Below are 22562 nucleotides of genomic sequence, written 5' to 3' on the forward strand. Positions count from 1 at the left end.
ATGACCCGTCATGAGAATGGTTTTGATAGCGATGCATTTACGCTGAAACGGCGTAATCCAAATGGCGCGACCAAACCGCTTGCCAATTGGGGATTTCGTAATGAGACTGATCCGCTGACGGACGTATTGCTCGGGTCGCCAGCATTCTTGCGCCATATGGCAACAAGCTCACTTTCGCGCAAACATTTGCGGGAAGCACCCTGTAATATTCAGACTGCACAGGCCCAGCATAAGGAGCTTGTGGCAGCCTATGAACATTTCAATGTCAACATCCATTGGCACGAGCCCGAGCCGGAACTGCCAATGCAGGTTTATTCCCGCGACTCCAGTGTTATGACGCCGTATGGCGCCATCATTACCGCTATGGCGAACTGGTGGCGGCGGGGAGAGAATTACGCGGCGATCCGTACCTATGAGCGGCTTGGGATTCCGATCTACGATATGGTAACAGCCGGTACTTTCGAAGGCGGCGATTTTAATGTCATCGAGGAAGGGTGTGTTCTGATTGGCTGTGGTGGTGCCAGAACACAGGAAGAAGGTGCTCGTCAGGTAGAAGAATGGTTCCGCAAAGAAGGTTGGGAAACGCGACTGGCCTTTATAGACGAATACTATGTCCACATTGACCTCATGGTTGTGCCCATCGCGCCAAAGCTTACAGCTGTATGCCTGGCCTGTACGGAGCCCGGCATCGTCGAGTGGTTGAAGTCCAAAGGCCATGAAATCATTGATGTGCCTTTTCAGGACACGATGAACCTAGGCTGCAATTTCATGTCGCTTGGCAAGGACCGGATTATCGCACCCACCTCAAGCAAGACATTGATCGAAAAATTGAGAGCAACAGGTTTTGAGGTTGCAGCGGTCGATATGAGCGAGATTTCCAAAACCGGTGGCGGGATACATTGCATGGCACAGGCATTGCTGCGGTCTCCGCAGTAGCGCTATCTAAAGTAGCGTCCGGGAGTGATGCCGAATGTTTTGCGAAACATTGAAATGAACGCGCTGACATTGTCATAGCCAAGATCGAAAGCGATGGTTGTGACCGGTATCTTTTCTGAGAGCATTTCAAGGGCACGCATAAGGCGTGCCCGCTGCCGCCATTCCATAAAGCTATATCCTGTTTCTTTGTGAAATCGCCTTGAAAGAGTTCGCGAGGCAATAGCTGCCCACTCTGCCCATTCCTGCATCCGGCGATTATCCTCCGGATTTTTTATCAGCGCATTGGCGATACGGACCAGTCTCTCATCGACAGGCATTGCCAGACTGAATTTCTCCTCTGGAGCATTTATGATTTCGTCAAGAATGACATCTGCTACACGTTTTTCGCGAGGGGACAGGATAGTTTGTTCCCATGACGTCGCACGCTCTGCCGCTGCTTTTAACAGGCCACTTACCCTTATAATGAGTGGCCTGTTCGGAAGATCGGTACAATATGTTTCATGTACATAGACACTCCAGCCTTCAAACGGGCCGTGAGAAAGAAGCTGATGTTCTGTTCGGGGAGGAATCCAAACCGCGTGAACTGCCGGAACGACCCATCTGCCAGTGTCCGCCCCGATCGACAGCAGGCCTGATACCGTTCCCAGTAACTGGCCATGGCTATGGTGATGCCGGTTCAGATTTGGCATGCGGTCAGGCAATGTCCTCACAGCCGAAATAGACGCTTCAGAAGCAAAGTCAGGCTCGTTCATCAGATTGGCCTCAAAACAGTATTCATTGGCATGAATCGCGTAGCGGCGCCGATTTCTATCATGACAGAGTGAGGGAAACTAGTTTAAAGGAACCAAGACATGCCAGGACTATCGAAAGCCGCAATGCAAGGACTGATAGAGAATGCACTGAAAAGCATGCTCGACCCTAACGTCCCTGCCGAACAACTGAGTGAATTTTTCTCTCGCGACTATAGGCAGGATGTAGACGGCACAACGCTGGATTATGACGGATTCATTGCGCATGCAAAGGATCTCAAGAAGTCCATCTCGTCAGGCAAAGCCATTTTTGAAATGATGATGTTCGATGGCGGTAACGTTGCAGACGTTCATATTATAGAGGCAACGAAAACGAACGGTGAGAAAATCAAAGTGAAGGTGATTGCCATTTTTACAATAGGAGATGGTAAGATTACCCGTGTCAACGAGCTGACCCATCTGCTCTCCGGATCTCCGGAAGACAGAAATATGGGATCGCGTACCTCCCATTAGCATGAGTCTGCCAGATTCTGGTTGCATTTAGTGGTAAGCATTCTTATCGAAACCTTTGGCGGGTTTATCAAGCTGCTTTATCGTTTCGCCCATACTTCTAAATACAAATCCAAGGCCTGATGTGCATAGCGAAGTCGCATTGATCTCAACAGTTGCCGTAAGTTTTGTGGCCGCAGCAATCTGCGGCTACCTGGCTGACCGGCTATGGCTGCCTCCACTTGTTGGGTATCTTTTCGCAGGTATCATGCTGGGGCCGTTCACACCCGGCTTCATTGCCGATAGCGGATTGGCAGCACAACTTTCTGAAATGGGCGTTATTCTGCTCATGTTCGGCGTGGGGCTGCATTTCTCGGCATCAGAGCTTCTGGCTGTTCGCAATATTGCCATTCCGGGGGCCATCGTACAAATCCTGTTGGCAGGTCTGCTGGGAATTGGCCTTAGCTCGCTCTTTGGCTGGGGTATAGGAGCTGGTGTTGTTTTCGGATTGAGCCTTTCGGTGGCCAGTACAGTAGTACTCCTCAAAGCACTGGAAGAGCGCAATCTCGTTAACAGTGCCAATGGCCGCGTTGCCGTTGGCTGGCTGATTGTGGAAGATCTCGCCATGGTATTGGCTCTGGTCCTGCTTCCAGCCTTGGCAGAAGTGCTCGGAGCGCAGACGGGTGCAGGCATTGGCGGAACACAACTTGCGTTGAATCTCACCATTACGCTTCTTAAGGTTGCGGCGTTCGCAGTCATGGCGGCATATCTCGGGCCAAAGGTTGTTCCGTGGTTGCTGACATTGATTGCCCGTACAGGATCACGTGAGCTATTTACGCTATCGGTTCTGGCCATCGCACTGGGAATTGCGTTTGGTTCAGCCGAGGTTTTTGGCGTTTCGTTCGCCTTGGGTGCGTTCTTTGCCGGTGTGGTTATGAGTGAGTCCAACCTCAGCCACAGAGCCGCGGCAGATTCATTGCCGCTTCAAAATGCCTTTTCGGTCCTGTTTTTCATATCAGTCGGAATGCTTTTTGACCCATCCATTCTCGTGCGCGAACCCTTGGCAGTGATAGGCGCGCTGCTGGTCATTATTCTTGGAAAATCGATTATCGCATTCGGGATAGTACTGGCTTTGCGTTATCCCGTTGGCATGGGCCTGACTGTGGCAGCGGGACTTGCGCAGATTGGCGAATTTTCGTTCATTCTCGCTGGTCTGGGCGTTTCGTTGAAGTTGCTGCCCAAAGAGGGGCAGGACCTTATTCTGGCTGGCGCGATCCTTTCGATAACCTTGAATCCGATAATCTTTGCTTCCGCCGAAAAGCTGAAAAAGACAGCCTTGGCCAAATGGCCAATCTGGTGTGACCGGCATGGGAAAACGAAGCATGAGCGGCTGGAACGCGAACTTGCGACGATCAGAGCGGCAGGCGAAGAGCGCGACAGGAAGCATGAGCACAAGCTTAAACAGCTCATAGAAACTTTCCCCTTGTTCTCCCAGTTGGACAAGACTTCGCGCGAGGAACTGTTCCTTCTGTTCAGACCAAAATCAGCTGCTCCCGGCGAACGTGTCATCCGCGTAGGTGATCGGGGCGATGGCATGTATTTCATCGTCTCCGGCGCCGTCGAAGTACGGCTGGATAATGCCGATGTTCCGCTGGATGCAGGGGCGTTCTTTGGTGAAATGGCGCTGTTGAGTGGTGGCCGTCGCACAGCGGATGTGGTCGCTATCGATTTTTGCCAGTTTCTCGTATTGGACCGCCGGGATTTCAATATTTTTGCGTCACGTTATCCAGGACTTCGGGCTGCGGTCACCGCCATGGCACGAGAGCGAGCCGAGATGAATACGTCTCGCCAGCAAACAGATCAATAACAGGAATTTGCGACCTGCCGATATGACGTGCCTTGATTTAGCAAAATTCATTGCCTATTTCACGGGTGCACTCAGGAGCTTACGACAATGAAAATCACAACCGGAACTTCATTCGCTTTACCCGCAATGGAATTATCGGTTTGGTATGTCAGCTCATCTCGTTCTGCAAAATATTTCATACACCACGGCTGAAGGCCGCACACTTTTCGAATCCCTCGACCTTAGTCTTGATCGCATGCGAACCGGTCTTGTCGGCCGGAACGGCGCAGGTAAATCCACGCTTCTGAAACTCATCACTGGCGAATATGCGATGCAATCCGGTGCAATCAGCCAAGCTGGCTCTTTGGGTGTCTTGAGGCAGGCAATCCAAGCTTCGGACACCAGAACAATTATCGACGAGCTGGACGCTGCTGGCGCTTATCAAACGATACAGCGAATGATCAGCGGCACTGGTACTCTTGCGGACAGTGCAGAGGCGGATTGGACTCTGGAATCGCGATTGGCGGAGGCATTGGAGCAGGTGGGTTTGCAAGGTTGTGATCCGATGCGGAATCTTTCGACATTGAGTGGTGGGCAAAGAACGCGGGTTTCACTCGCCGCGCTGATCCTGAAAAAACCGGACATCATTCTTCTTGATGAGCCGACCAATAATCTTGATCGTGATGGCCGACAGGCGGTGGTGGACTTTCTTGCCCAGTGGAGAGGCAGCGCATTGGTTGTCAGTCATGACAGGCAGGTGTTGCGCACGATGGATAGGATTGTCGAACTATCGAGCCTTGGGCTGAAGGCTTACGGCGGAAATTGGGATGAATATAAGCAACAAAAAGACAAGGAAGTAGCTGTAGCTGATCATGACCTTGTGGTCGCGCAACGCAACCTCGCCGAACTTGCACGCAAGGCGAGGATTGTTGCAGAACGAAAAGCCAGAAAAGATTCAGCAGGCAAGCGATCGCGTGCCAAAGCTGGTCTAAGCAAACTTATTCTCGACGCCCGCGAGGATCGTGCAGAAAAAACGACTGGGCGCGACAGGCAACTGGCAGATCGGCAACGCCAGAAGGCCGATCTGGAACTGCAATCGGCAATATCCAAAATTGAGCAGATTAAACCAGTTTCATTCGACATTGGCGCATCAAAGGTGCCGCAAGGAAAGACGGTTCTAGCCTTTCAGAATGTTACGGGAGGTCCAGATGAGCAAGCCCCGATAATTCAGCGCTTTTCCTTTACTATTGAGGGTGGGGAACGTGTTGCAGTTACGGGACCGAATGGTTCTGGAAAAACAACACTCCTTCGTCTTGCTATCGGTGAGCTTTGGCCAATAGCGGGTAGAGTTCACAGGTCAGGCCCGTTTGCCATGCTGGATCAGAATGTGAACCTTCTGGACACTGAAGGCACGGTTTTGCAAAGCTTCAAAAGGCTCAACCCGGACAGCACGGACAATGATTGCCGCGCTGCGCTGGCGCGTTTTCTTTTTCGCGCAGATTCTGCTTTGCGGCCTGTGTCGACCCTAAGTGGCGGTGAAATGCTCCGTGCCGGTTTGGCCTGTGTTCTGGGGGGTAATTGGCCTCCTGATTTGCTTATCCTTGATGAGCCCACCAATCATCTTGACCTGATGTCCATCGCAGCAATCGAAACTGCGCTAAATGCCTATGACGGTGCGATACTCACAGTCAGCCATGACGAGGACTTTCTGTCGGAAATTGGTATCGGAAGGCGTATTGCACTCAATGAAGTTGTATGACGGGACTACTGAAGGTGGGAGCGAGTCAACCATGAGATGATGCCGTGGGCCGCTGCCCTGCCGGTAGCAAAACAGGCGGTCAAAAGATATCCGCCGGTCGGTGCTTCCCAATCCAGCATTTCTCCAGCGACGAACAGACCGGGGATTGCCTTCAGCATGTAATTTTCATCAATGCTGTCCCATTCTACACCCCCTGCTGAGGAAATGGCTTCGGCAATGGGACGCGTACTCACCACAGGTATAGACAGGTTCTTGATACTCGTGGCGATTTTTTCAGGACTTGCCAAATCAGTATCGGCTGAAAAGTTTCGCAGCAACGCAAGTTTGACGCCGTCAATACCTGCAGCCTTACGCAGGCGGTTGGAGAAACTTGTCTTGGTGTTTTGCCGTGTCAGGTCGCTCACCAAACGTTGCAATGATCGTCCCGGGGCAAGATCGACAAGGAGGGACGCTTTGCCCGTGGCCGCCAGCTCTTCACGCAGGCTTGCCGCGTGTGCGTACACAAGACTGCCTTCAATCCCATGCCAGGTGATCACAAACTCACCGGGGATCGTACCGGCGTTGGAAGTTGCCGTGACAGCCTTGACAGGTTGGCCTGCAAACCGGTCGCGGAAGACCTCGTCCCAAGCGACATCAAAGCCACAATTAGCTGGCTGTAACACGCTGACATTGACGCCGGCATCTTGCAACCAGACTGTCCAATTGGCATCTGAGCCAAGGCGCGGCCAGCTGGCACCACCAAGCGCCAGCATCGCTACATCGGGCTGTGCTTTGATCTGGCCATCTGGTGTATCAAACAGATAAGCTGTCCCTGAAAATCCAACCCATCGATGACGCGTCCGAACGTTCACTCCCCGGCTTTCCAGCCTTTTCAACCAGGCGCGCAACAAGGGGGACGCCTTCATAGCTTTTGGAAACACACGTCTGGAAGAGCCGACGAAAGTCTGAATGCCCAGCTCCTCGGCCCAGGCACGAACAGCATCCGGCTCGAACCCATCAAGGGCAGGGCGCAGGCGTTCTGAAGCCGCGCCGAAACGGGTTACAAACTGCGTATAATCCTCGGCATGGGTCAGGTTAAGTCCGGATTTTCCAGCAAGCAGAAATTTGCGGCTGAGGGTCGGCATACTGTCATAGACAGTTATCGTGTGACCAGAGAGCGACAGAATTTCCGCAGCTGCCAGCCCGGCGGGCCCACCTCCGATAATCGCGATCTCTTTTATTTGCACCTGCAAGCCTGTCTGCATTTTGAGAAATCAGGCGTCGAGTTCTTTCCGTCTGATGAGTTCGTCCCGTATCAGTTTCTTGGCAATCTTGCCATATGCAGACTTCGGCATTTCCGGCCAGAAGACAAATCGTTTGGGCAGTTTGTATCGCGCCATCTTGTTCCCAAGCCATTCGATGATTGCTGTGCTATCAGGTTTTGCACCGGATCGTGCTACGCAGACGGCCAGCCCGACTTCACCCCATACTGGATCAGGAATGCCAATCACGGCGACCTCGCTAATATCCGGATGTGTAAGTATTTTCTCCTCGATTTCCCGCGGGTAGACATTGGAGCCGCCTGAAATATACATGTCAGATGCTCGGCCCGTGATAAAAAGAAAACCCTCATTATCAAGGTGACCGAGATCACCTGTACGGAACCAACCATTGCGGAAAGCTTTTTCGTTTGCTTCGGGGTTATTGTAATAGCCCGCAAATACGGCGGGACCTATGACGCAGATTTCGCCCGTCTCACCCGGCGCAAGTTCCTTGCCGGTCTCCTCCTGGATGGAGATTTGCATACCTGTCCGTGCATAGCCGCATGTACCAACTTTCAGATTGGAATGATCTTCGCTCGAATGGCATTCTGGGGGCAATACGGTAATGTTTCCGGTTACCTCACCAAGCCCAAAATACTGAACGATGACAGAGCCAAGTGTCTTCAGAGCATGTATCTGGTCAGTTCGATACATGGGAGCACCTGCGTAGATAACATAACGTAGCGATGAGTGATCGTGAGTACTAACGGAGGGGTGTTCTGTCAGAATTTTGAGGATGGTTGGAACCGTGAACATGTTGCTCACCTGCCATTTTTCCACCAGACGCCAAGCTTCTGCCGCATCAAATTTTTCTGTTGGCAGAAGAATGGTTTTTGCACCCCGCGCAACTTGTGTGAGCTGATGAATGCCTGCCCCATGCGACAAGGGAGCGACAACTAGCGATGCATCCGTTTGTGTGGTCCCGGGCATCAGATCGCAGAGATGATTGGTTATGACAAAAGCCATTTGCCCATGGGTTAGTATAGCAGCCTTAGGCCTGCCAGTTGTACCGGAGGTAAAGAAGAACCAGCAGGGATCGTCATGGTTTACGGAAACCAATGGTGTAACCTGGCCGGAGAACTCATCGACCAGCATATCATATTCGTCACCAAACTGGCTGGTGCCAATGCTGATGGTGAATTCAAGGCTCTCGCTTGCTGCAAGGCAAGCGGCTGCATGATCGGGAAAGGCACTCCCGCAAATCATGCCTTTTGCTCCGCTGGCCATGGCAAGATAGGCCACCTCATCGGGCGTTTGCCGGAAATTCGCGGGTACCCATATTGCACCGAGCTTGAAGCAGGCAAACATCGACTCAAACATCTGATTGCAGTTTTGCGATTGAATGAGAATGCGGTCGCCCTTGGTAACTCCGAATTTGATTTGCAGAGCCGCCGCCATGGCATTAACGCGACGGTCTATTTGTGCCCAGGTCCATGTTTTGTCCGCCCAGACAAAGCCAATCTCATTGGAATACCGAAGTGCAGTTTCATGCAGGAAATTGGCGAGGTTCATTACTCGCCTAGTCATGGGAACAATGGATAATCCCGCAGCCTGCGTCATTAATTTGCTCCATCGATACGTGTTCCGGGCCGTACAGGAATAATCGGGCGTTTTAACCGCCCGTTTATTGGCTGGAGGTGTGCCAGCCGCGCTTCGATCTTTTTTGCTTCGACTTGCATAAGGGCTACCAGCTCAACCTGCCGGGCGGCCTGCATGCGGCTATCAATTGCGGCAATACTCAAAGCACCTGCAGGTCGCCTATCGGGATAATGAATTGCAAGTCCTATGGCCCAGGAATTTGCAAGAATTCTGCCGGGATTGAGCGCGAATCCGGCTTCCCGTGTCGTCGCTATATCCAGCCGTATTTGAGATGGAGCCAGATTTGGATATTCCGTCACAAGTACCGAGTGGTTGGCTTCCAGAACGGCTTCGATTTCCTCGTCCTGCAAAGCCGACAGAATGGCCAGAGATCCGGCACCCACACCAAGAGGATGCCGGTACCCCGCCTGTAAAGCGTGAGTGCGAATCTGATAGGTACCTTCCTCGCGATGCAGGCAAACGGACGAGGTTTCTCTTTGGATGGAAAGAAAGCTTGTATCCTCTGTCTTCGCAGACAGTGTCGTAAGGCTATCGCGGGAAATCTGCAGTAGACCGTAGCGGCGCGAGGCGAGGGTTCCAAGAATATAGGCTTCCTCGCCAAGATAGTAGCGACGTGTCAAACTATCCTGCTCAAGCATACCGGAGCGGATCAAGGCAAGCAGCAGGCGGCGCGTTGTCGGTTTGTTTAGACCGCCCTGTTCCACAAGCTCGCTAAGGGTTGCGCCTTGGTCGCCGAAATAGCTGATGAGACTAAGCAGGCTTAGCGCCCTATCCACACTTTGTGCACCGCTAAGACTGGGCGTCGAACTTACGCGCTGTTCCATACTGCACTTCCTCTTTGGTCCATAATATGGATCGATATTTCTTCATATAAGACAATGTCATAAAAAAGATTGCAAGACCGCTGTGTTTGTCTATGATTTTGACGAACACTAGGAGGAGTTGCATTCTATAATATGGATCATAACGTCGGTATGGCAAAGGAGGTTGCTTTATCGGACGGGTCTGCAAGGCTGCAAGAGATACCCCGGGAGGAATTCAATGTATAATCTGTCACGCCGTAAGATGCTGCTGGCCGCTGGTTCAACGCTGGTCGCAAGCCCGTTTATAATGAGACGTCCGGCAATGGCTGCCGAATTCTCTTATAAATATGCCAATAACCTGCCCGTTTCGCATCCAATGAATATCCGTGCCAAGGAAGCGGCGGACAAGATCAAGGAAGAAACGGGCGGACGCTTTGAATTATCGATCTTCCCGTCAAGCCAGCTTGGATCCGATACAGATACGCTAAGTCAGCTGCGTTCCGGTGCGGTTGAGTTTTTCACCCTATCCGGTCTTATTCTTTCGACGCTTGTGCCAGCCGCATCAATCAACGGTATCGGTTTTGCGTTTCCTGACAGTGCAACGGTCTGGAAGGCCATGGATGGCGATCTTGGCGCGTATGTACGTGCGCAGATCGAAAAGTCCAATCTCGTTGCCATGGACAAAATCTGGGACAACGGCTTCCGTCATATTACGTCCAGTACAAAACCGATTGTGACGCCGGATGATCTGAAGAACTTCAAGATCCGCGTGCCGGTCAGCCCCTTGTGGACATCCATGTTCACCGCCTTCCAATCGTCACCCGCCAGCATCAACTTCAATGAAGTTTACTCGTCACTGCAGACGAAAGTGGTAGATGGCCAAGAGAATCCGCTCGCCATCATTTCGACCGCAAAGCTTTATGAGGTTCAGAAGTATTGCTCCTTGACGAGCCATATGTGGGACGGCTTCTGGTTCCTTTCAAATCGCCGGGCCTGGGAAGCACTCCCGGATGATGTAAAGGAAATCGTCTCCAGGAATATCAATGCCGCCGGTTTGGCCGAGCGCGACGACGTGGCCAAGCTGACAGAAACGCTGCAGGCAGATCTCAAAGCCAAAAATCTTGAATTCAACACGCCCGACCCTGCTCCATTCCGCGAGGCATTGCGCAGTGCTGGCTTCTATTCCGAATGGAAGGGCAAGTATGGCGATGAGGCTTGGGGGCTTCTGGAAAAAGTCGTCGGCCAGTTGGCCTGATCGAGGGCCGTAGCGGATGGCCAGCGTAAAAATAACTGAAGGCGCGGTCGCTGCGGGCGAAGAAAGTATTCTTTCCCCCGCGCAACGCGATGACCATTCCTTTCTCTCCAGATGCGATCGGTTCCTTGGTCATCTGGTGGAATATCCGGTGGCCTTTCTCGTGGTGGCAGAAGTTGTCATTCTTTTTGCCGGAATCGTTGCGCGTTATGTTTTACATCGCCCTTTGATTTGGTCGGATGAGTTGGCTTCGATCCTGTTTCTCTGGCTTGCCATGCTGGGTGCTGTGGTTGCTTTCCGTCGCGGCGAACATATGCGTATGACTGCGCTGGTCGGAATGATGAGCCCGGCACGCCGTGCATTTTTTGATGTGGTTGCTGTTGTCGGCGCACTGGCCTTTCTTCTGTTCATTATCTATCCCGCATATGACTACGCGCATGAGGAAACCTATATAACCACACCGGCATTGGAGATTGCCAATGCATGGCGTGCAGCCGCTTTGCCGGTAGGTGCAGCGCTCATGATTGTTTCGTCGCTGATCAAGCTTTCGCAGGTTTCCAATCTACGCAACGTGATCAAGGCTGTCGTTCTTATCGGCGCTATCGCATTTATATTCTGGCTGCTCGGTCCATCGTTGAAAACGCTTGGTAATATCAATTTGCTGATATTCTTCGTCGGCATCGTTGCTGCGCTGGTATTGAGCGGTGTGCCGATTGCCTTCTCGTTCGGGCTGGCAACATTCGGTTATCTGTCTTTGACTACGAATGTTCCGATGCTCGTTGTTGTTGGCCGAATGGATGAGGGGATGTCGCATCTCATTTTGCTGGCTGTCCCCCTTTTCGTTTTCCTTGGCGTTCTTATCGAAATGACCGGCATGGCCCGTGCCATGGTGCAGTTTCTTGCGAGCCTGCTCGGTCACGTTCGCGGTGGTCTGTCCTATGTGCTGATTGGTGCCATGTATCTGGTCTCCGGTATTTCAGGCGCAAAAGCCGCTGATATGGCGGCCGTTGCGCCGGTGCTGTTTCCGGAAATGAAAGCACGTGGTGCAAAACCCGGTGAGCTTGTGGCGCTCCTTTCCGCCACCGGCGCGCAAACCGAAACCGTACCGCCAAGTCTCGTACTGATCACGATAGGTTCAGTGACAGGTGTATCTATCGCCGCATTGTTTACGGGAGGATTGCTGCCCGGCGTAGTCCTCGCAATCATGTTGTGTTTCGTCGTCAGGCATCGCTATCGCAACGAAGACCTTTCCCATGTAACCAAGGCAACCGGCAGGCAGATTGGCCGCGCATTCCTGATCGCATTACCGGCTTTGGCTTTGCCATTCATTATCCGTGCAGCTGTGGTTGAAGGGGTGGCTACGGCAACGGAAGTGTCGACCATCGGAATTGTCTATGCCGTCTTTGCCGGCCTGTTGATCTATAGGCAGTTCGACTGGAAGCGTTTGAAGCCCATGCTTGTAGACACGGCTTCATTGTCAGGTGCCATCCTGTTGATCATTGGTGCGGCAACCGCCATGGCGTGGGCACTGACACAGTCGGGCTTCTCCCGCGACCTCGCAGCCGTCATGAGTGCCTTGCCCGGCGGCCCTGTAACGTTTCTCGCTGTTTCGATTGTGGCCTTCATCATCCTTGGCAGTGTCCTTGAGGGCATTCCGGCTATTGTGCTGTTCGGCCCGCTGCTCTTTCCGATTGCCCAGCAGGTTGGCGTGCATGAAGTCCACTATGCGATGGTGGTTATTCTTGCCATGGGTATCGGTCTTTTTGCGCCTCCGTTCGGTGTTGGCTATTATGCTGCCTGCGCCATTGGACGCGTCAATCCCGATGAGGGAATGAGACCGATCTGGGGTTATCTGGTTGCCTTGATCATTGGCACTATTCTGGTTGCTGCCATCCCTTGGATTTCAACTGGATTTCTTTGATGGCTGACAGACTGAAGAACAAGATCGCAATTGTTTTCGGCGCAGGTTCATCGGGCGAAGGATGGAGCAATGGCAAAGCGGCAGCTGTGGCTTATGCAAGGGAAGGGGCTTTTGTTTTTTGCGCTGACTTGAGTTTTGAGTCTGCCAAAGAAACCGCAGACATCATATCAGGGGATGGGTTGGCTGGTATTGCCATAGCTGCAGACGTCACGGATACCAGTTCCGTGAATGAGGTCGTTGCGACAGCACTCAATCAGCACGGTCGCATCGATATCCTCCATAACAATGTTGGCGTAGTAACGGCTGGCGGGCCAGAGCAGCTTGAAGAAGAAGCTTTCCGGGCATCGCTCGACATCAATGTCGGTTCAGTTTTCCGAACTGCGAAAGCGGTTTTGCCTCATATGGTGAAGAGAAAATCCGGCGTAATCATCAACATATCTTCGCTCGCAGCGATACGTTGGACCGGATATCCATATTTTGCCTATTATACTGCCAAAGGTGCTGTCAATCAGGCTACAGTTGCACTGGCAATGCAATATGCAAAACACGGCATCAGAGCCAATTGCATTATGCCCGGACTTATAGATACGCCACTTATCTACAAGCAGATTTCCGGCAACTATGCTTCAGTGGAAGATATGGTCAACGAAAGAAACCGGCTTGTTCCGATGGGGCATATGGGAACCGCATTTGACGTAGCCAATGCTGCAGTCTTTCTGGCATCTGATGAAGCCCGCTTCATCACCGGAGTTTGCTTGCCGGTGGATGGTGGCCAAAGCTGTTCGGCGGTTGCCGGTGTCTGAACGGCGGCTCTTGCAGCCGGGCCCTGTTGCAGCTCAGCGCTTCGAAAGCTTTGAGGGCAGGGGCCGGCAGTTGGAATTCATGCTTCAACCCGGACTTAGTATCAATGAGGCCATTGCGCGCCCTTTGCTTGCGGCGAACATCCGGACAGCAACGCTGCAAATTGAGGGCGGCGCATTTGCTCCGCTTCATTATCTGATGCCTGCATTGTCGACCGACAGCGTTCACGCCGCCTGGTATAGCGACCAATATTCACCTCCTGATGAAACGCACCTCGAACGTGGCAATGTAACTTTTGGCGAGCGCGATGGTGCCCCTTTCATTCATTGTCATGCAATCTGGAATGAAGCTGATGGAACGCGGAATGCTGGCCATATTCTCCCGTATGAGACGATTGTCAGTCAGCCTGTTCGGGCAATGGCTTGGGGTGTCGATAATATAGCGATGATATCTGAGCCGGATGCGGAAACCGGCTTTACCCTGTTCCATCCAGTGCAGCGAAGCCTTCCGGAAATGGATGTGTCCGGCTCGCGTATGATCTTTGCGCGCGTTGCCCCCAATGAAGATATTCTTGGTGCACTGGAGGCTATATGCCTGAAACACGATATCAAGAAAGCAGTGGTCCGAGGTAGCATCGGCAGCTTGATTGGCGCGCGTTATGAGGACGGCAGCATTGTCGATGATGTCGCAACGGAAGTGTTTGTACTTGAGGGCTTGGTAGACAGCAGTACCATTGCGACCCGTATGAAGATCGCAATGGTGGACACAAGGGGCGCTATCACCCAAGGCCTTATCAAAAGAGGCGAGAATCCTGTCTGCATTACCTTCGAGATATGTCTGGAAGAAACAGTCTGACCTTACGCCTGCGGACCCAGTTTCTCGATAAGGGCTGACAAATCCGCAATGTCATTTGCAGTGCAGTCAGTGAGCGGTGGCCGGACAGGCCCTGCGGAGCGTCCGACTATCGCCGCCCCTGCTTTAACGATGCTTACTGCATAGCCCGACACCCGATTTCGAATAGCGATATAGGGAATGAAAAATTCGCTTAGCAGACGCGAGGTGGTGGCGTGGTCGTTATCACTGACCGCCTTATAGAAGGTGAGGGCAGTTCTAGGAATGAAATTGAACACTGCTGATGAGTAAACGTCGACGCCCATTGCCTTGTAAGCCTCGGCGTAAACCTCGGCAGTCGGCAATCCGCCCAGATAGGAAAAACGGTCGCCGAGTCGCCTGCGGATGGTGACCATGTTTTCAATCTCGCCGACACCATCCTTGAAGCCGATAAGATTGGGACATTTTTCGGCCAACCGCTCCAGTGCATCTGCATTGAGTTTGCAGACATTGCGATTGTACACGATGACTCCGAGGCTGGTTGCAGCGCATACGGCTTCAACGTGGCGCGAGATACCTTCGATGCTGGTCTCGGTAAGATAATGTGGGAGCAACAACAGGCCCGCAGCGCCATTTTTCTCGGCATCCCTCGCCATTTGTGCAGCGATGCGTGTTCCATAAGCTGCAGTTGCAAGAATAGGGAACTCCTTGCCGCATGCGGCAACTGCGGTGCGCACAACGTTCTCATGCTCGGCAGGTGTCAACGAAAACCCTTCGCCGGTTCCGCCCCCGACGAAAAGAGCAGATGCACCATAAGGAGCGAGCCAGGCAAGGCGTTCGGCGTAGGAGGACTGTGCGAAATCACCGTTCTGATCAAAATCGGTGACCGGGAAAGAGAGTAGGCCTGAGCTGATTGTTTTCTTGAGTGTCTCGTAATGCATGGAAAGCCTCATCTGGTATCTGTTGATCCAGTAATTAGCACGAGGTATGTCATCATACAACTACATTGCGCTAATTTTGTATTACTTGCCACTCGAATTGATCAGGATACTTTTTCGGCCTTGGATGCGGTAGCTCTCAAGCGATCGCGGCTGCTACCTAGATGCAGACGCATTGCCGCCCGGGCTCCCTCGACGTCCTGGCCTCTTATAGCTTGATAGATCTGGTCATGTTCCCGATTTACACGTTCGAGATATTGCCGTTGCGGCAGATCATTCATTTTGTGGGTCTGCAAGCGGGTGCGGGGAATAAGCACTTCCCCCAAGTAGTTGAACATGCTAAGGAAATGGCGATTTTTTGTTGCAGAAGCTATTGCACGGTGAAACTCCAGATCGGCCAGAACCGAGCTTTCACCCCGTTCGATAGTCTCATTCATCATGTCCAATGAACTCTTGAGTCGTGCAAGATCATCTTCGTCTCGGCGGACGGCGGCAAGTGCTGCAGCCTCCAATTCAATGGATATGCGCAGTTCCATAACGCTTACGATCTCTTCCAGCAATTCAAGATTGTCTTCCTCAATCCTGAAGGGAGCTGCTGGCACGTCTTTAAGCACAAAAGCGCCGATTCCCTGCTGCGTGTGCACCAGTCCCTTTGCCTTCAGATTAGCGATGGCCTCGCGTACGACTGTCCGGCTTACATTAAACTCGCTTATCATGTCCTGCTCGGTTGGCAGGCGCTCACCCCGGCTGTACTGCCCCGTGCTGATCCGATCAGCGATAGCCTTAACCAATTGAACTGTAAGGGTTTCTCTTTTTCCTATGCTCGACATTTGTGCCTTTCGAGATGATCAGAAGCTGGAGCGCAGGCTTTCTTTATTGCTCTGAGTACACTACCAGAAGCCGCTATCATAAGCGCAATTTGGTAAGGTAAGATATCATATATATTTGGAGTAAAGAATTCTCCAAAGATTTTATGAGGTTAAGCCCATAATTTCGATTGAGGCCAGCGAAAAACACCGCGCTTATGCATTAAAACTTATCAAGAAATGCATCTTCGGGCTTGCCGAGGCAAAATTTCAATACTACGATGTCATACAACATAAGAAGAAGATGACTAGGGAGGTATCTATGTCTCATGTTCGTACCCTGCTTGCTGGCACAGTGGCATTGGCCTCCATGCTGGCAATTAATGTAGCGGCCGCCAAGACGCCGCAAGACCAACTTGTTATCGGCATGAACATGGTGAATCTCACCAGTCTCGATCCACACAATGTGAATTCCTATGAATCTTATCACGTCATCGCGAATCTTTACGATACGTTGGTTCGAAACGACGCCGCGACGCCCGGCAAGGTTTTGCCGCTGCTCGCTAAATCCTGGGCGGTTACGCCGGATGGCACGATTGAATTTACTCTTGACGAAAAGGCGACATTTCAAACCGGGCGCAAGGTTACAGCTGCAGACGTGGCCTATTCCTTTCAACGTGCCGTAAAACTTGGCCTGTTGGGAAAGACCTATTTCACCAATTGGGGTTATACACCCGAGAACGTAGATCAGAAGTTCCGCGCCAAAGACGATGCAACCTTCGTCATGGAGGTGGCTACGCCCGTTGCTCCTTCCTTGAAGTTGGGCGCACTTACCCGTGCATATGGTGCGATTGTCGATAAAGAAGTCATCGCCGAGCACGAAAAAGATGGCGATATGGGACGCGGATGGCTGGCCTCGAATGCGGCTGGTTCAGGCGCATTCTCACTAAATCGCTGGAATCCCAACGATATTGTCGTGCTTAATCGCAATGACGAATATTGGGGCGGTGAGCCGAAGATGAAGCGCGTGCTCGTCAGGCATTTACCCGAGTCGCAGACAGAGCGTTTGCAGCTTGAGAAGGGCGATCTTGATGTTGGCTTTCAGCTCGTTTCCGCGGACATTGATGGTTTGGCAAAAAATCCCGATATTGTCATAGATCGTCTGGTCGGATCTGGTTTTTATTATCTTATCATGAGCACGAAGGACCCGGAATTTGCAAAGCCGGAAGTGCGCAAAGCGCTGCGCTACTGTATCAATTACAAAGACATCAATGATGTCGTGATGAAGAACTACGGAAAAAGTGCGACGACCTTTGTTCCAGCAGACATCCCCGGTTATATCCCCGATATCGGCAATGTTTACGACCCGGCAAAGTGCAAGCAGGATTTGGCCTCTGCCGGTTATGGCGATGGCTTCAGCAAACAGTTGCTTTCGTTGAATTCAACACCCTATGCCGATCTGGCAACGGCTATTCAACAGAACCTCGCAGTGGCCGGTATTAAAGTCGATATTCAGACCGGCAATGGTGACCAAACCTATGGACCGATGCGGGATCGTAAGTTTCAGCTGGGTGTAGGACGTACAGCGTCTTCTGCACAAACCGATGCAGATGGCTGGGTTCGTACTCATGCATATAATCCCGACAACAAGGACGATGCGAACCTTGCCAATCTTCAGGCATGGCGCGCATCCTTTGAATTGCCGGAAGTAAACAGGCTGATAGACGAAGCAGCAGCAATAACCGACAATGAAGAAAAGCGTGTCGAGCTTTACAAGCAGGCACTAAAGCTTTTCGAAGAATCCGGTCCGCCAATCATTCCCATCTCACAACGCGTTGATCCTTATGCCAAGAGCGCACGATTGAAGAATTATGTTGGTGATATTGGCTGGATGACCCGTTGGGATCAGGTCGAGAAGCAGGATTAAGGTCAGGTTAGCGCAGCATGGTCAATCAGATGGAAACAACGGTCCGGACGCCGGTAAAGCGTCCGGGTCTGCGGAAATACCGCCGTTTCAGCGGCTCGGTATTCAGTGTTCTGACGACATTGTTTCTATTGGTTCTTCTCACTTTCGTCATTGGGCGATTGATGCCGGTCGATCCCGTCATTGCGGTGGTCGGACCGGATGCTGATCGAGCGACATACCTCAAGGTCAAGCAGGAGCTTGGTCTTGACCTGCCCATCTTCCAGCAATTCTGGATTTTCTTCAAAAACCTGCTTCATGGAGACTTTGGCAGCACCTTGCTGACAGGTCGCCCGGTGATGGAAGATATTGTCCGCGTCCTGCCGGCGACAATTGAGCTTGCTACGGTCACCATCATTCTTGGTGCAGGTATCGGCATTCCCCTCGGCGTATATGCTGCGGTCAATCGGGGGCGGTTTGCCGACCATGCAGTGAGATTGATTGCGCTGCTCGGCCATTCCACGCCGATTTTCTGGATTGGTATGGTTGGCCTGATGCTGTTCTATGCCAAATTGGGATGGGTTGGCGGGTCTGGTCGAATTGATCTCTTCTACGAAGACATTGTGCCCAGCGTGACAGGTTTCCTCTTGATTGATGCTTTGCTCGCTTGGGACATGGACGTGTTCTGGAGTGCTGTCTCGCACATCATACTTCCAGCTTCCGTGCTCGCTTATGCCTCAATCGCCTATATAAGCCGTATAACGCGCAGCTTCATGCTGGAACAACTCAGTCAGGAATATGTCACAACTGCCCGGGCAAAAGGTGTTCCACGCAATGGTGTGATTTGGCATCACGCTTTCAAGAATATCAGGGTGCAACTCGTCACTGTTGTCGCACTTTCCTATGGCGGCATGCTGGAGGGGGCCGTGCTGATTGAGACAGTGTTCGGCTGGCCGGGCTTTGGACAATATCTCACCAACGCGCTGGTTATCGGCGACATGAATGTGGTGGTTGCATGTACGCTGATCATCGGCTGCGTATTCATCGTGCTCAATGTCATCTCTGATTTGCTGTACAGATTTTTTGATCCGAGGATTCAATGAGTACCCAAAGCAAAGGGCTGACGGCCTGGCTCACGACAGAAGAGCCTGCAAGCGCCACCCATGCGGCCTTTCAAAATGCCTGGCGTGTCTGGTCACGCTTTGCGTCGAATCCGCTTGGTATCGCCGGATTGATTATCATCCTTCTTCTCGTATTCATTGCGATTTTCGTCCCGTGGCTGGCCCCATATTCTCCATTCGAGCAAAACCTCCGGGAAGCGCTTGTGGCACCCAACAGTCAGCATCTGTTTGGCACTGATGAGCTTGGCCGGGATATTCTCAGCCGTATCCTTTGGGGTAGTCGCATTACGCTTTCAATCGTCATGATTGTGAGCGTCATTGTAGCACCGATAGGTCTTCTGGTTGGATGTATCGCCGGATATTATGGTGGTTGGGTAGACACCATTCTGATGCGCATCACTGAGTTGTTCCTCTCCTTTCCAAGTCTGATATTGGCGCTCGCTTTTGTTGCGGCACTCGGGCCAAGTCTCAACAATGCAATTATTGCCATTGCCCTCACGCAATGGCCGCCAATCGCGAGACTCGCCCGCGCGGAATCATTGAATTTGCGCAAGCGCGATCACATCTCGGCAGTGCGTCTTATGGGGGCTTCGAGCATACGGATTATACTGGGCCATATTGCCCCGCTATGCATACCATCCGTGATTGTACGCATAACGCTCAATATGGCCGGTATCATCCTGACGGCTGCAGGTCTCGGCTTTCTTGGTCTTGGTGCACAGCCACCGAGTCCTGAATGGGGCGCTATGGTTTCAACCGGCCGGCGCTTCATGCTTGACAGTTGGTGGGTCGGAACCATTCCGGGCATTTCCATCCTGTTTGTCAGTCTGGCTTTCAACCTTGTCGGTGACGCTTTGCGCGATGCACTCGACCCGAGGCAGGAGTAGAGCCATGAGCGACACGCTCCTTTCCGTTAAAGATCTCCGGATAAGTTTCAATGGCGCTGCCGGGTCGTTTGACGCGGTGCGCGGGGTTTCTTTCGACCTTGGCCGCGAAAAGCTTGGTATTGTAGGAGAATCCGGCTCTGGCAAAAGTATGACGGGGCGCGCCATCATGCGCCTCACGCCACCGTCAGCCATGGTCAAGGCGGAGCACATACAGCTTGGGGATGTCGATATTCTTCATGCATCCGAGAAGACAATGTACGGTATACGGGGTCGCCGCATCGGCCTCATTATGCAGGACCCGAAATACTCACTGAACCCTGTTGTCAGTGTTGGCGAGCAGATCGCTGAAGCTTACCGTATTCACGCGCGGGCAACATCATCGCAGGCACGTGAGAAAGCTGTGGCAATGCTGGGTGCCGTGCAAATACGGGATCCAGAGCGGGTCTATCGCATGTATCCGCATGAAATGTCAGGCGGAATGGGTCAGCGTATCATGATTGCCATGATGCTTGTCTCCGAGCCTGAAATATTGATTGCTGACGAAGCGACATCTGCATTGGACGTCACCGTGCGGCTGGAGATCCTTAATCTGCTGAATGAACTTGTCGAGAAGCGCGGGCTTGGCTTGATCTTCATCAGCCACGATCTCAATCTCGTTCGCCGATTCTGCGACCGAGTGCTGATCATGTATCGCGGCCGGGTGGTTGAAACGCTAAAAGCCAGCGAGCTTGGGCAGGCAACCCATCCCTATACGCGAGGGCTGCTTGAGGCGATGCCGCGCATACACGCGTCACGCAAGCGTTTGCCTATTCTGCAAAGGGATGAAGCATGGTGACAAAATGAGTGGTTCAGTCATCGAAATAGACAATCTGAATGTCACGTTTGGCGAAGGTACAGATGCGCGCCGTGCAGTCGATGGGGTTAGCTTTTCAGTCAATCGCGGCGAAACTTTCGGCCTTGTCGGCGAATCCGGATCGGGCAAGTCAACGATTTTGCGGGCAATCACCGGTCTCGTGCATGGCGACGCAGATACTCTACGGGTTGCCGGTGAAGACATCCGCACGAAACGCGGACGAGAATTTTATCGTAAGGTGCAGATGGTCTTTCAGGATCCTTATGAAGCGCTGCACCCGCGCCACACTGTTTGGCGTCAACTGATGGAACCTGCCAGAATCCAGGCAATTCCGGATGCCGAGGCACGTGGCCATGCAGCACTTGATTCCGTCGGCTTGAGTAGGGCTTTGCTCTGGCGTTATCCCCATCAGCTTTCCGGCGGGCAAAGGCAGCGTGTTGCAATCGCCCGTGCGCTGATGTCCGGGCCAGATATATTGCTTCTGGATGAACCCACATCAGCGCTTGATGTCTCGGTACAGGCCGAAATTCTTAACCTGCTCAGTGATCTGCAGGATGAGCGAGGCCTGACGTACCTAATGGTCAGTCACGATCTCGGCGTTGTTGCCCATATGTGCAAACGCACGGCAGTAATGCAGGCTGGCAAGATCGTTGAGACGCTGGATGTGGAGGCGCTCATTAATGGCGGCACAACACAGGAATACACAAAAAAACTCATCGCAGCGAGCGAAGCTTACGGTGAAGACCCTGCTGAACTTGCCGCAGTACATGCATAACGGGAGTAGAACATGTTTCTAGGCACACAGTTTCGTGCACGGGACGACGATGATTATCGTGTCATGGCGCAGTTGGGTATCGAACATGTTTGTGCGGACCCGGCAGGCAATCCGCATGACTGGACATTGGATATTCTCCAGCGGCATCGCGATCATGTTGAAAGTTTCGGACTTTCAGTGGATATGATTCAACTGCCATTAAGCTCGCGTGTCATAGAGAAGCAGTACAGTCCGGACATTCTTTCTGCCGGCCCTGAACGAGATAGGCAAATTGATTCCATATGCCGCCTGATCGAACGTACGGCGCAGGCGGGAATTCCTGCGGTGAAGTACAATCTCAATATTATTGGCATTCCGCGGACAGAACTTGAAACGGGACGCGGTGGTTCGCGAAATGACGCATTTCGCTGGGACAAAGCTGATCATGACGAGGCACCAACCATTGCGGGCGTTTTGGACGAGGATGAAAATTGGGAGCGGATCGATTACTTTCTTGAACGGGTAATTCCTGTCGCTGAAGCCAACAAGGTGCGCCTGGCCTGCCATCCTCACGATCCATATACCCCGCCGGGCTATCGCGGTGTTACGCGGGTTCTCGGAACTGTCGAAGGCCTCAAGAAGTTTGTGCTGATGCGTGAGAACCCCTATCACGGCCTGAATTTTTGCCAGGGCACAGTAGGTGAAATGCTGGATAATCCAGCCGAGGAAATTTTCGACGTCGTCCGGTGGTTCGGGGAGCGTGGAAAGCTCTTCAACGTTCATTTCCGCAATATTCGTGGGGGAAAACTCTCCTTTATGGAAACTTTTCCGGAAGAGGGTGACATGGATATGTGGCGCTCGCTCAAGACCTATGCCGAAGTTGGCTACAAGTACATGATCATGCCGGACCATGTTCCGCAGATTTCAGGGCGCGATCCGCAAAACACTGCATTTGCCTTCAGCTATGGATACATTGCTGCCTTGCTGCAAGTGCTCAACAGCAAGGTGTAATA

Annotated in this window: 20 protein-coding genes; 14 read left to right on the top strand and 6 right to left on the bottom strand. The window is 52.3% G+C overall.

Translation table 11 applies throughout. From position 1 onward, the window contains the following. The gene (locus PMI41_RS11305) at nucleotides 1-936 is read left to right on the top strand and encodes a dimethylarginine dimethylaminohydrolase family protein (RefSeq protein WP_008124814.1); all 936 of its coding nucleotides are present in this window, start codon (nucleotides 1-3) and stop codon (nucleotides 934-936) included. A 2-nt stretch (nucleotides 937-938) separates the two neighbouring features. On the opposite strand, the gene PMI41_RS11310 is transcribed toward PMI41_RS11305, so the two are convergent. After that, a complete protein-coding gene (locus PMI41_RS11310) occupies nucleotides 939-1688 on the bottom strand; it encodes a helix-turn-helix transcriptional regulator (protein WP_008124815.1) in 750 nt (249 codons plus the stop codon). 99 nt (nucleotides 1689-1787) lie between these two features. Here PMI41_RS11310 and PMI41_RS11315 point away from each other — a divergent pair, with 99 nt between their 5' ends. From PMI41_RS11315 to PMI41_RS11325, 3 genes are all read left to right on the top strand, one after another. Then, nucleotides 1788-2198, top strand: a complete 411-nt coding sequence (locus tag PMI41_RS11315; RefSeq protein WP_008124816.1) for a nuclear transport factor 2 family protein — start codon at nucleotides 1788-1790, stop codon at nucleotides 2196-2198. Nucleotides 2199-2319: 121 nt separating this feature from the next. Further along, a complete protein-coding gene (locus tag PMI41_RS11320; protein ID WP_008124817.1) occupies nucleotides 2320-4041 on the top strand; it encodes a cation:proton antiporter in 1722 nt (573 codons plus the stop codon). A 145-nt stretch (nucleotides 4042-4186) separates the two neighbouring features. Continuing rightward, nucleotides 4187-5779, top strand: coding sequence for an ABC-F family ATP-binding cassette domain-containing protein (locus PMI41_RS11325; RefSeq protein WP_008124819.1), 1593 nt, complete (start codon nucleotides 4187-4189; stop codon nucleotides 5777-5779). A 5-nt stretch (nucleotides 5780-5784) separates the two neighbouring features. On the opposite strand, the gene PMI41_RS11330 is transcribed toward PMI41_RS11325, so the two are convergent. The 3 genes from PMI41_RS11330 to PMI41_RS11340 are packed head-to-tail and all read right to left on the bottom strand — an operon-like array spanning nucleotide 5785 to nucleotide 9503. After that, entirely contained in the window at nucleotides 5785-7005 is a 1221-nt protein-coding gene (locus tag PMI41_RS11330) for a TIGR03862 family flavoprotein (protein ID WP_086003521.1), read from the bottom strand. A 27-nt stretch (nucleotides 7006-7032) separates the two neighbouring features. Continuing rightward, nucleotides 7033-8640, bottom strand: coding sequence for an acyl-CoA synthetase (locus PMI41_RS11335; protein ID WP_008124822.1), 1608 nt, complete (start codon nucleotides 8638-8640; stop codon nucleotides 7033-7035). Further along, nucleotides 8640-9503 (bottom strand): IclR family transcriptional regulator, encoded by an 864-nt coding sequence (locus tag PMI41_RS11340; protein WP_008124825.1) that lies wholly within the window; start codon nucleotides 9501-9503, stop codon nucleotides 8640-8642. The genes PMI41_RS11335 and PMI41_RS11340 overlap by 1 nt, the downstream gene beginning before the upstream one ends. A gap of 217 nt (nucleotides 9504-9720) precedes the next feature. Between PMI41_RS11340 and PMI41_RS11345 the strand changes: the two genes are divergently transcribed. Genes PMI41_RS11345 through PMI41_RS11360 form a run of 4 tightly spaced genes read left to right on the top strand, consistent with a single transcriptional unit; the run spans nucleotide 9721 to nucleotide 14311 of the window. Continuing rightward, nucleotides 9721-10737: a TRAP transporter substrate-binding protein gene (locus PMI41_RS11345; RefSeq protein ID WP_008124826.1), complete on the top strand. Its 1017-nt coding sequence runs from the start codon at nucleotides 9721-9723 to the stop codon at nucleotides 10735-10737. Between the two features lie 16 nt (nucleotides 10738-10753). Continuing rightward, nucleotides 10754-12655, top strand: a complete 1902-nt coding sequence (locus tag PMI41_RS11350) for a TRAP transporter large permease subunit (protein ID WP_008124828.1) — start codon at nucleotides 10754-10756, stop codon at nucleotides 12653-12655. Beyond that, nucleotides 12655-13458 carry an SDR family oxidoreductase gene (locus PMI41_RS11355; RefSeq protein ID WP_008124829.1) on the top strand — a complete coding sequence of 268 codons (804 nt, stop codon included), beginning with the start codon at nucleotides 12655-12657 and terminating at the stop codon, nucleotides 13456-13458. Before PMI41_RS11350 ends, PMI41_RS11355 begins: the two co-directional genes overlap by 1 nt. Next, nucleotides 13451-14311, top strand: coding sequence for a DUF296 domain-containing protein (locus PMI41_RS11360; RefSeq protein ID WP_040854636.1), 861 nt, complete (start codon nucleotides 13451-13453; stop codon nucleotides 14309-14311). Before PMI41_RS11355 ends, PMI41_RS11360 begins: the two co-directional genes overlap by 8 nt. A gap of 2 nt (nucleotides 14312-14313) precedes the next feature. On the opposite strand, the gene kdgD is transcribed toward PMI41_RS11360, so the two are convergent. Then, on the bottom strand, nucleotides 14314-15228 hold the full coding sequence (kdgD, locus tag PMI41_RS11365; protein WP_008124833.1) for a 5-dehydro-4-deoxyglucarate dehydratase: 915 nt from the start codon (nucleotides 15226-15228) through the stop codon (nucleotides 14314-14316). Nucleotides 15229-15329: 101 nt separating this feature from the next. After that, a complete protein-coding gene (locus tag PMI41_RS11370) occupies nucleotides 15330-16055 on the bottom strand; it encodes a FadR/GntR family transcriptional regulator (protein ID WP_008124834.1) in 726 nt (241 codons plus the stop codon). A 298-nt stretch (nucleotides 16056-16353) separates the two neighbouring features. Between PMI41_RS11370 and PMI41_RS11375 the strand changes: the two genes are divergently transcribed. From PMI41_RS11375 to PMI41_RS11400, 6 genes are read left to right on the top strand one after another with little or no spacing between them, the layout of a single operon-like run. Then, nucleotides 16354-17958, top strand: coding sequence for an ABC transporter substrate-binding protein (locus PMI41_RS11375; RefSeq protein WP_008124836.1), 1605 nt, complete (start codon nucleotides 16354-16356; stop codon nucleotides 17956-17958). 29 nt (nucleotides 17959-17987) lie between these two features. Then, entirely contained in the window at nucleotides 17988-19037 is a 1050-nt protein-coding gene (locus PMI41_RS11380; protein WP_040854637.1) for an ABC transporter permease, read from the top strand. Further along, nucleotides 19034-19942, top strand: coding sequence for an ABC transporter permease (locus PMI41_RS11385; RefSeq protein ID WP_008124840.1), 909 nt, complete (start codon nucleotides 19034-19036; stop codon nucleotides 19940-19942). The genes PMI41_RS11380 and PMI41_RS11385 overlap by 4 nt, the downstream gene beginning before the upstream one ends. 4 nt (nucleotides 19943-19946) lie before the next feature. After that, on the top strand, nucleotides 19947-20777 hold the full coding sequence (locus PMI41_RS11390; protein WP_008124841.1) for an ABC transporter ATP-binding protein: 831 nt from the start codon (nucleotides 19947-19949) through the stop codon (nucleotides 20775-20777). Between the two features lie 4 nt (nucleotides 20778-20781). Then, entirely contained in the window at nucleotides 20782-21570 is a 789-nt protein-coding gene (locus PMI41_RS11395; protein WP_008124844.1) for an ABC transporter ATP-binding protein, read from the top strand. A gap of 12 nt (nucleotides 21571-21582) precedes the next feature. After that, nucleotides 21583-22560 carry a mannonate dehydratase gene (locus tag PMI41_RS11400; protein WP_008124846.1) on the top strand — a complete coding sequence of 326 codons (978 nt, stop codon included), beginning with the start codon at nucleotides 21583-21585 and terminating at the stop codon, nucleotides 22558-22560. Nucleotides 22561-22562 lie beyond the last annotated feature (2 nt).

The organism is Phyllobacterium sp. YR531, assembly GCF_000282595.1.
Classification (GTDB): Bacteria; Pseudomonadota; Alphaproteobacteria; order Rhizobiales; family Rhizobiaceae; genus Phyllobacterium.

Coding starts and splice junctions, on each gene's coding strand:
- PMI41_RS11335 (WP_008124822.1), bottom strand. CDS start 8,640: ATGACGCAGGCTGCGGGATTATCCATTGTTCCCATGACTAGGCGAGTA.
- PMI41_RS11355 (WP_008124829.1), top strand. CDS start 12,655: ATGGCTGACAGACTGAAGAACAAGATCGCAATTGTTTTCGGCGCAGGT.
- PMI41_RS11375 (WP_008124836.1), top strand. CDS start 16,354: ATGTCTCATGTTCGTACCCTGCTTGCTGGCACAGTGGCATTGGCCTCC.
- PMI41_RS11390 (WP_008124841.1), top strand. CDS start 19,947: ATGAGCGACACGCTCCTTTCCGTTAAAGATCTCCGGATAAGTTTCAAT.
- PMI41_RS11370 (WP_008124834.1), bottom strand. CDS start 16,055: ATGTCGAGCATAGGAAAAAGAGAAACCCTTACAGTTCAATTGGTTAAG.
- PMI41_RS11395 (WP_008124844.1), top strand. CDS start 20,782: ATGAGTGGTTCAGTCATCGAAATAGACAATCTGAATGTCACGTTTGGC.
- PMI41_RS11385 (WP_008124840.1), top strand. CDS start 19,034: ATGAGTACCCAAAGCAAAGGGCTGACGGCCTGGCTCACGACAGAAGAG.
- PMI41_RS11350 (WP_008124828.1), top strand. CDS start 10,754: ATGGCCAGCGTAAAAATAACTGAAGGCGCGGTCGCTGCGGGCGAAGAA.
- PMI41_RS11325 (WP_008124819.1), top strand. CDS start 4,187: ATGTCAGCTCATCTCGTTCTGCAAAATATTTCATACACCACGGCTGAA.
- PMI41_RS11345 (WP_008124826.1), top strand. CDS start 9,721: ATGTATAATCTGTCACGCCGTAAGATGCTGCTGGCCGCTGGTTCAACG.
- PMI41_RS11380 (WP_040854637.1), top strand. CDS start 17,988: ATGGAAACAACGGTCCGGACGCCGGTAAAGCGTCCGGGTCTGCGGAAA.
- PMI41_RS11400 (WP_008124846.1), top strand. CDS start 21,583: ATGTTTCTAGGCACACAGTTTCGTGCACGGGACGACGATGATTATCGT.
- PMI41_RS11340 (WP_008124825.1), bottom strand. CDS start 9,503: ATGGAACAGCGCGTAAGTTCGACGCCCAGTCTTAGCGGTGCACAAAGT.
- kdgD (WP_008124833.1), bottom strand. CDS start 15,228: ATGCATTACGAGACACTCAAGAAAACAATCAGCTCAGGCCTACTCTCT.
- PMI41_RS11305 (WP_008124814.1), top strand. CDS start 1: ATGACCCGTCATGAGAATGGTTTTGATAGCGATGCATTTACGCTGAAA.
- PMI41_RS11315 (WP_008124816.1), top strand. CDS start 1,788: ATGCCAGGACTATCGAAAGCCGCAATGCAAGGACTGATAGAGAATGCA.
- PMI41_RS11310 (WP_008124815.1), bottom strand. CDS start 1,688: ATGAACGAGCCTGACTTTGCTTCTGAAGCGTCTATTTCGGCTGTGAGG.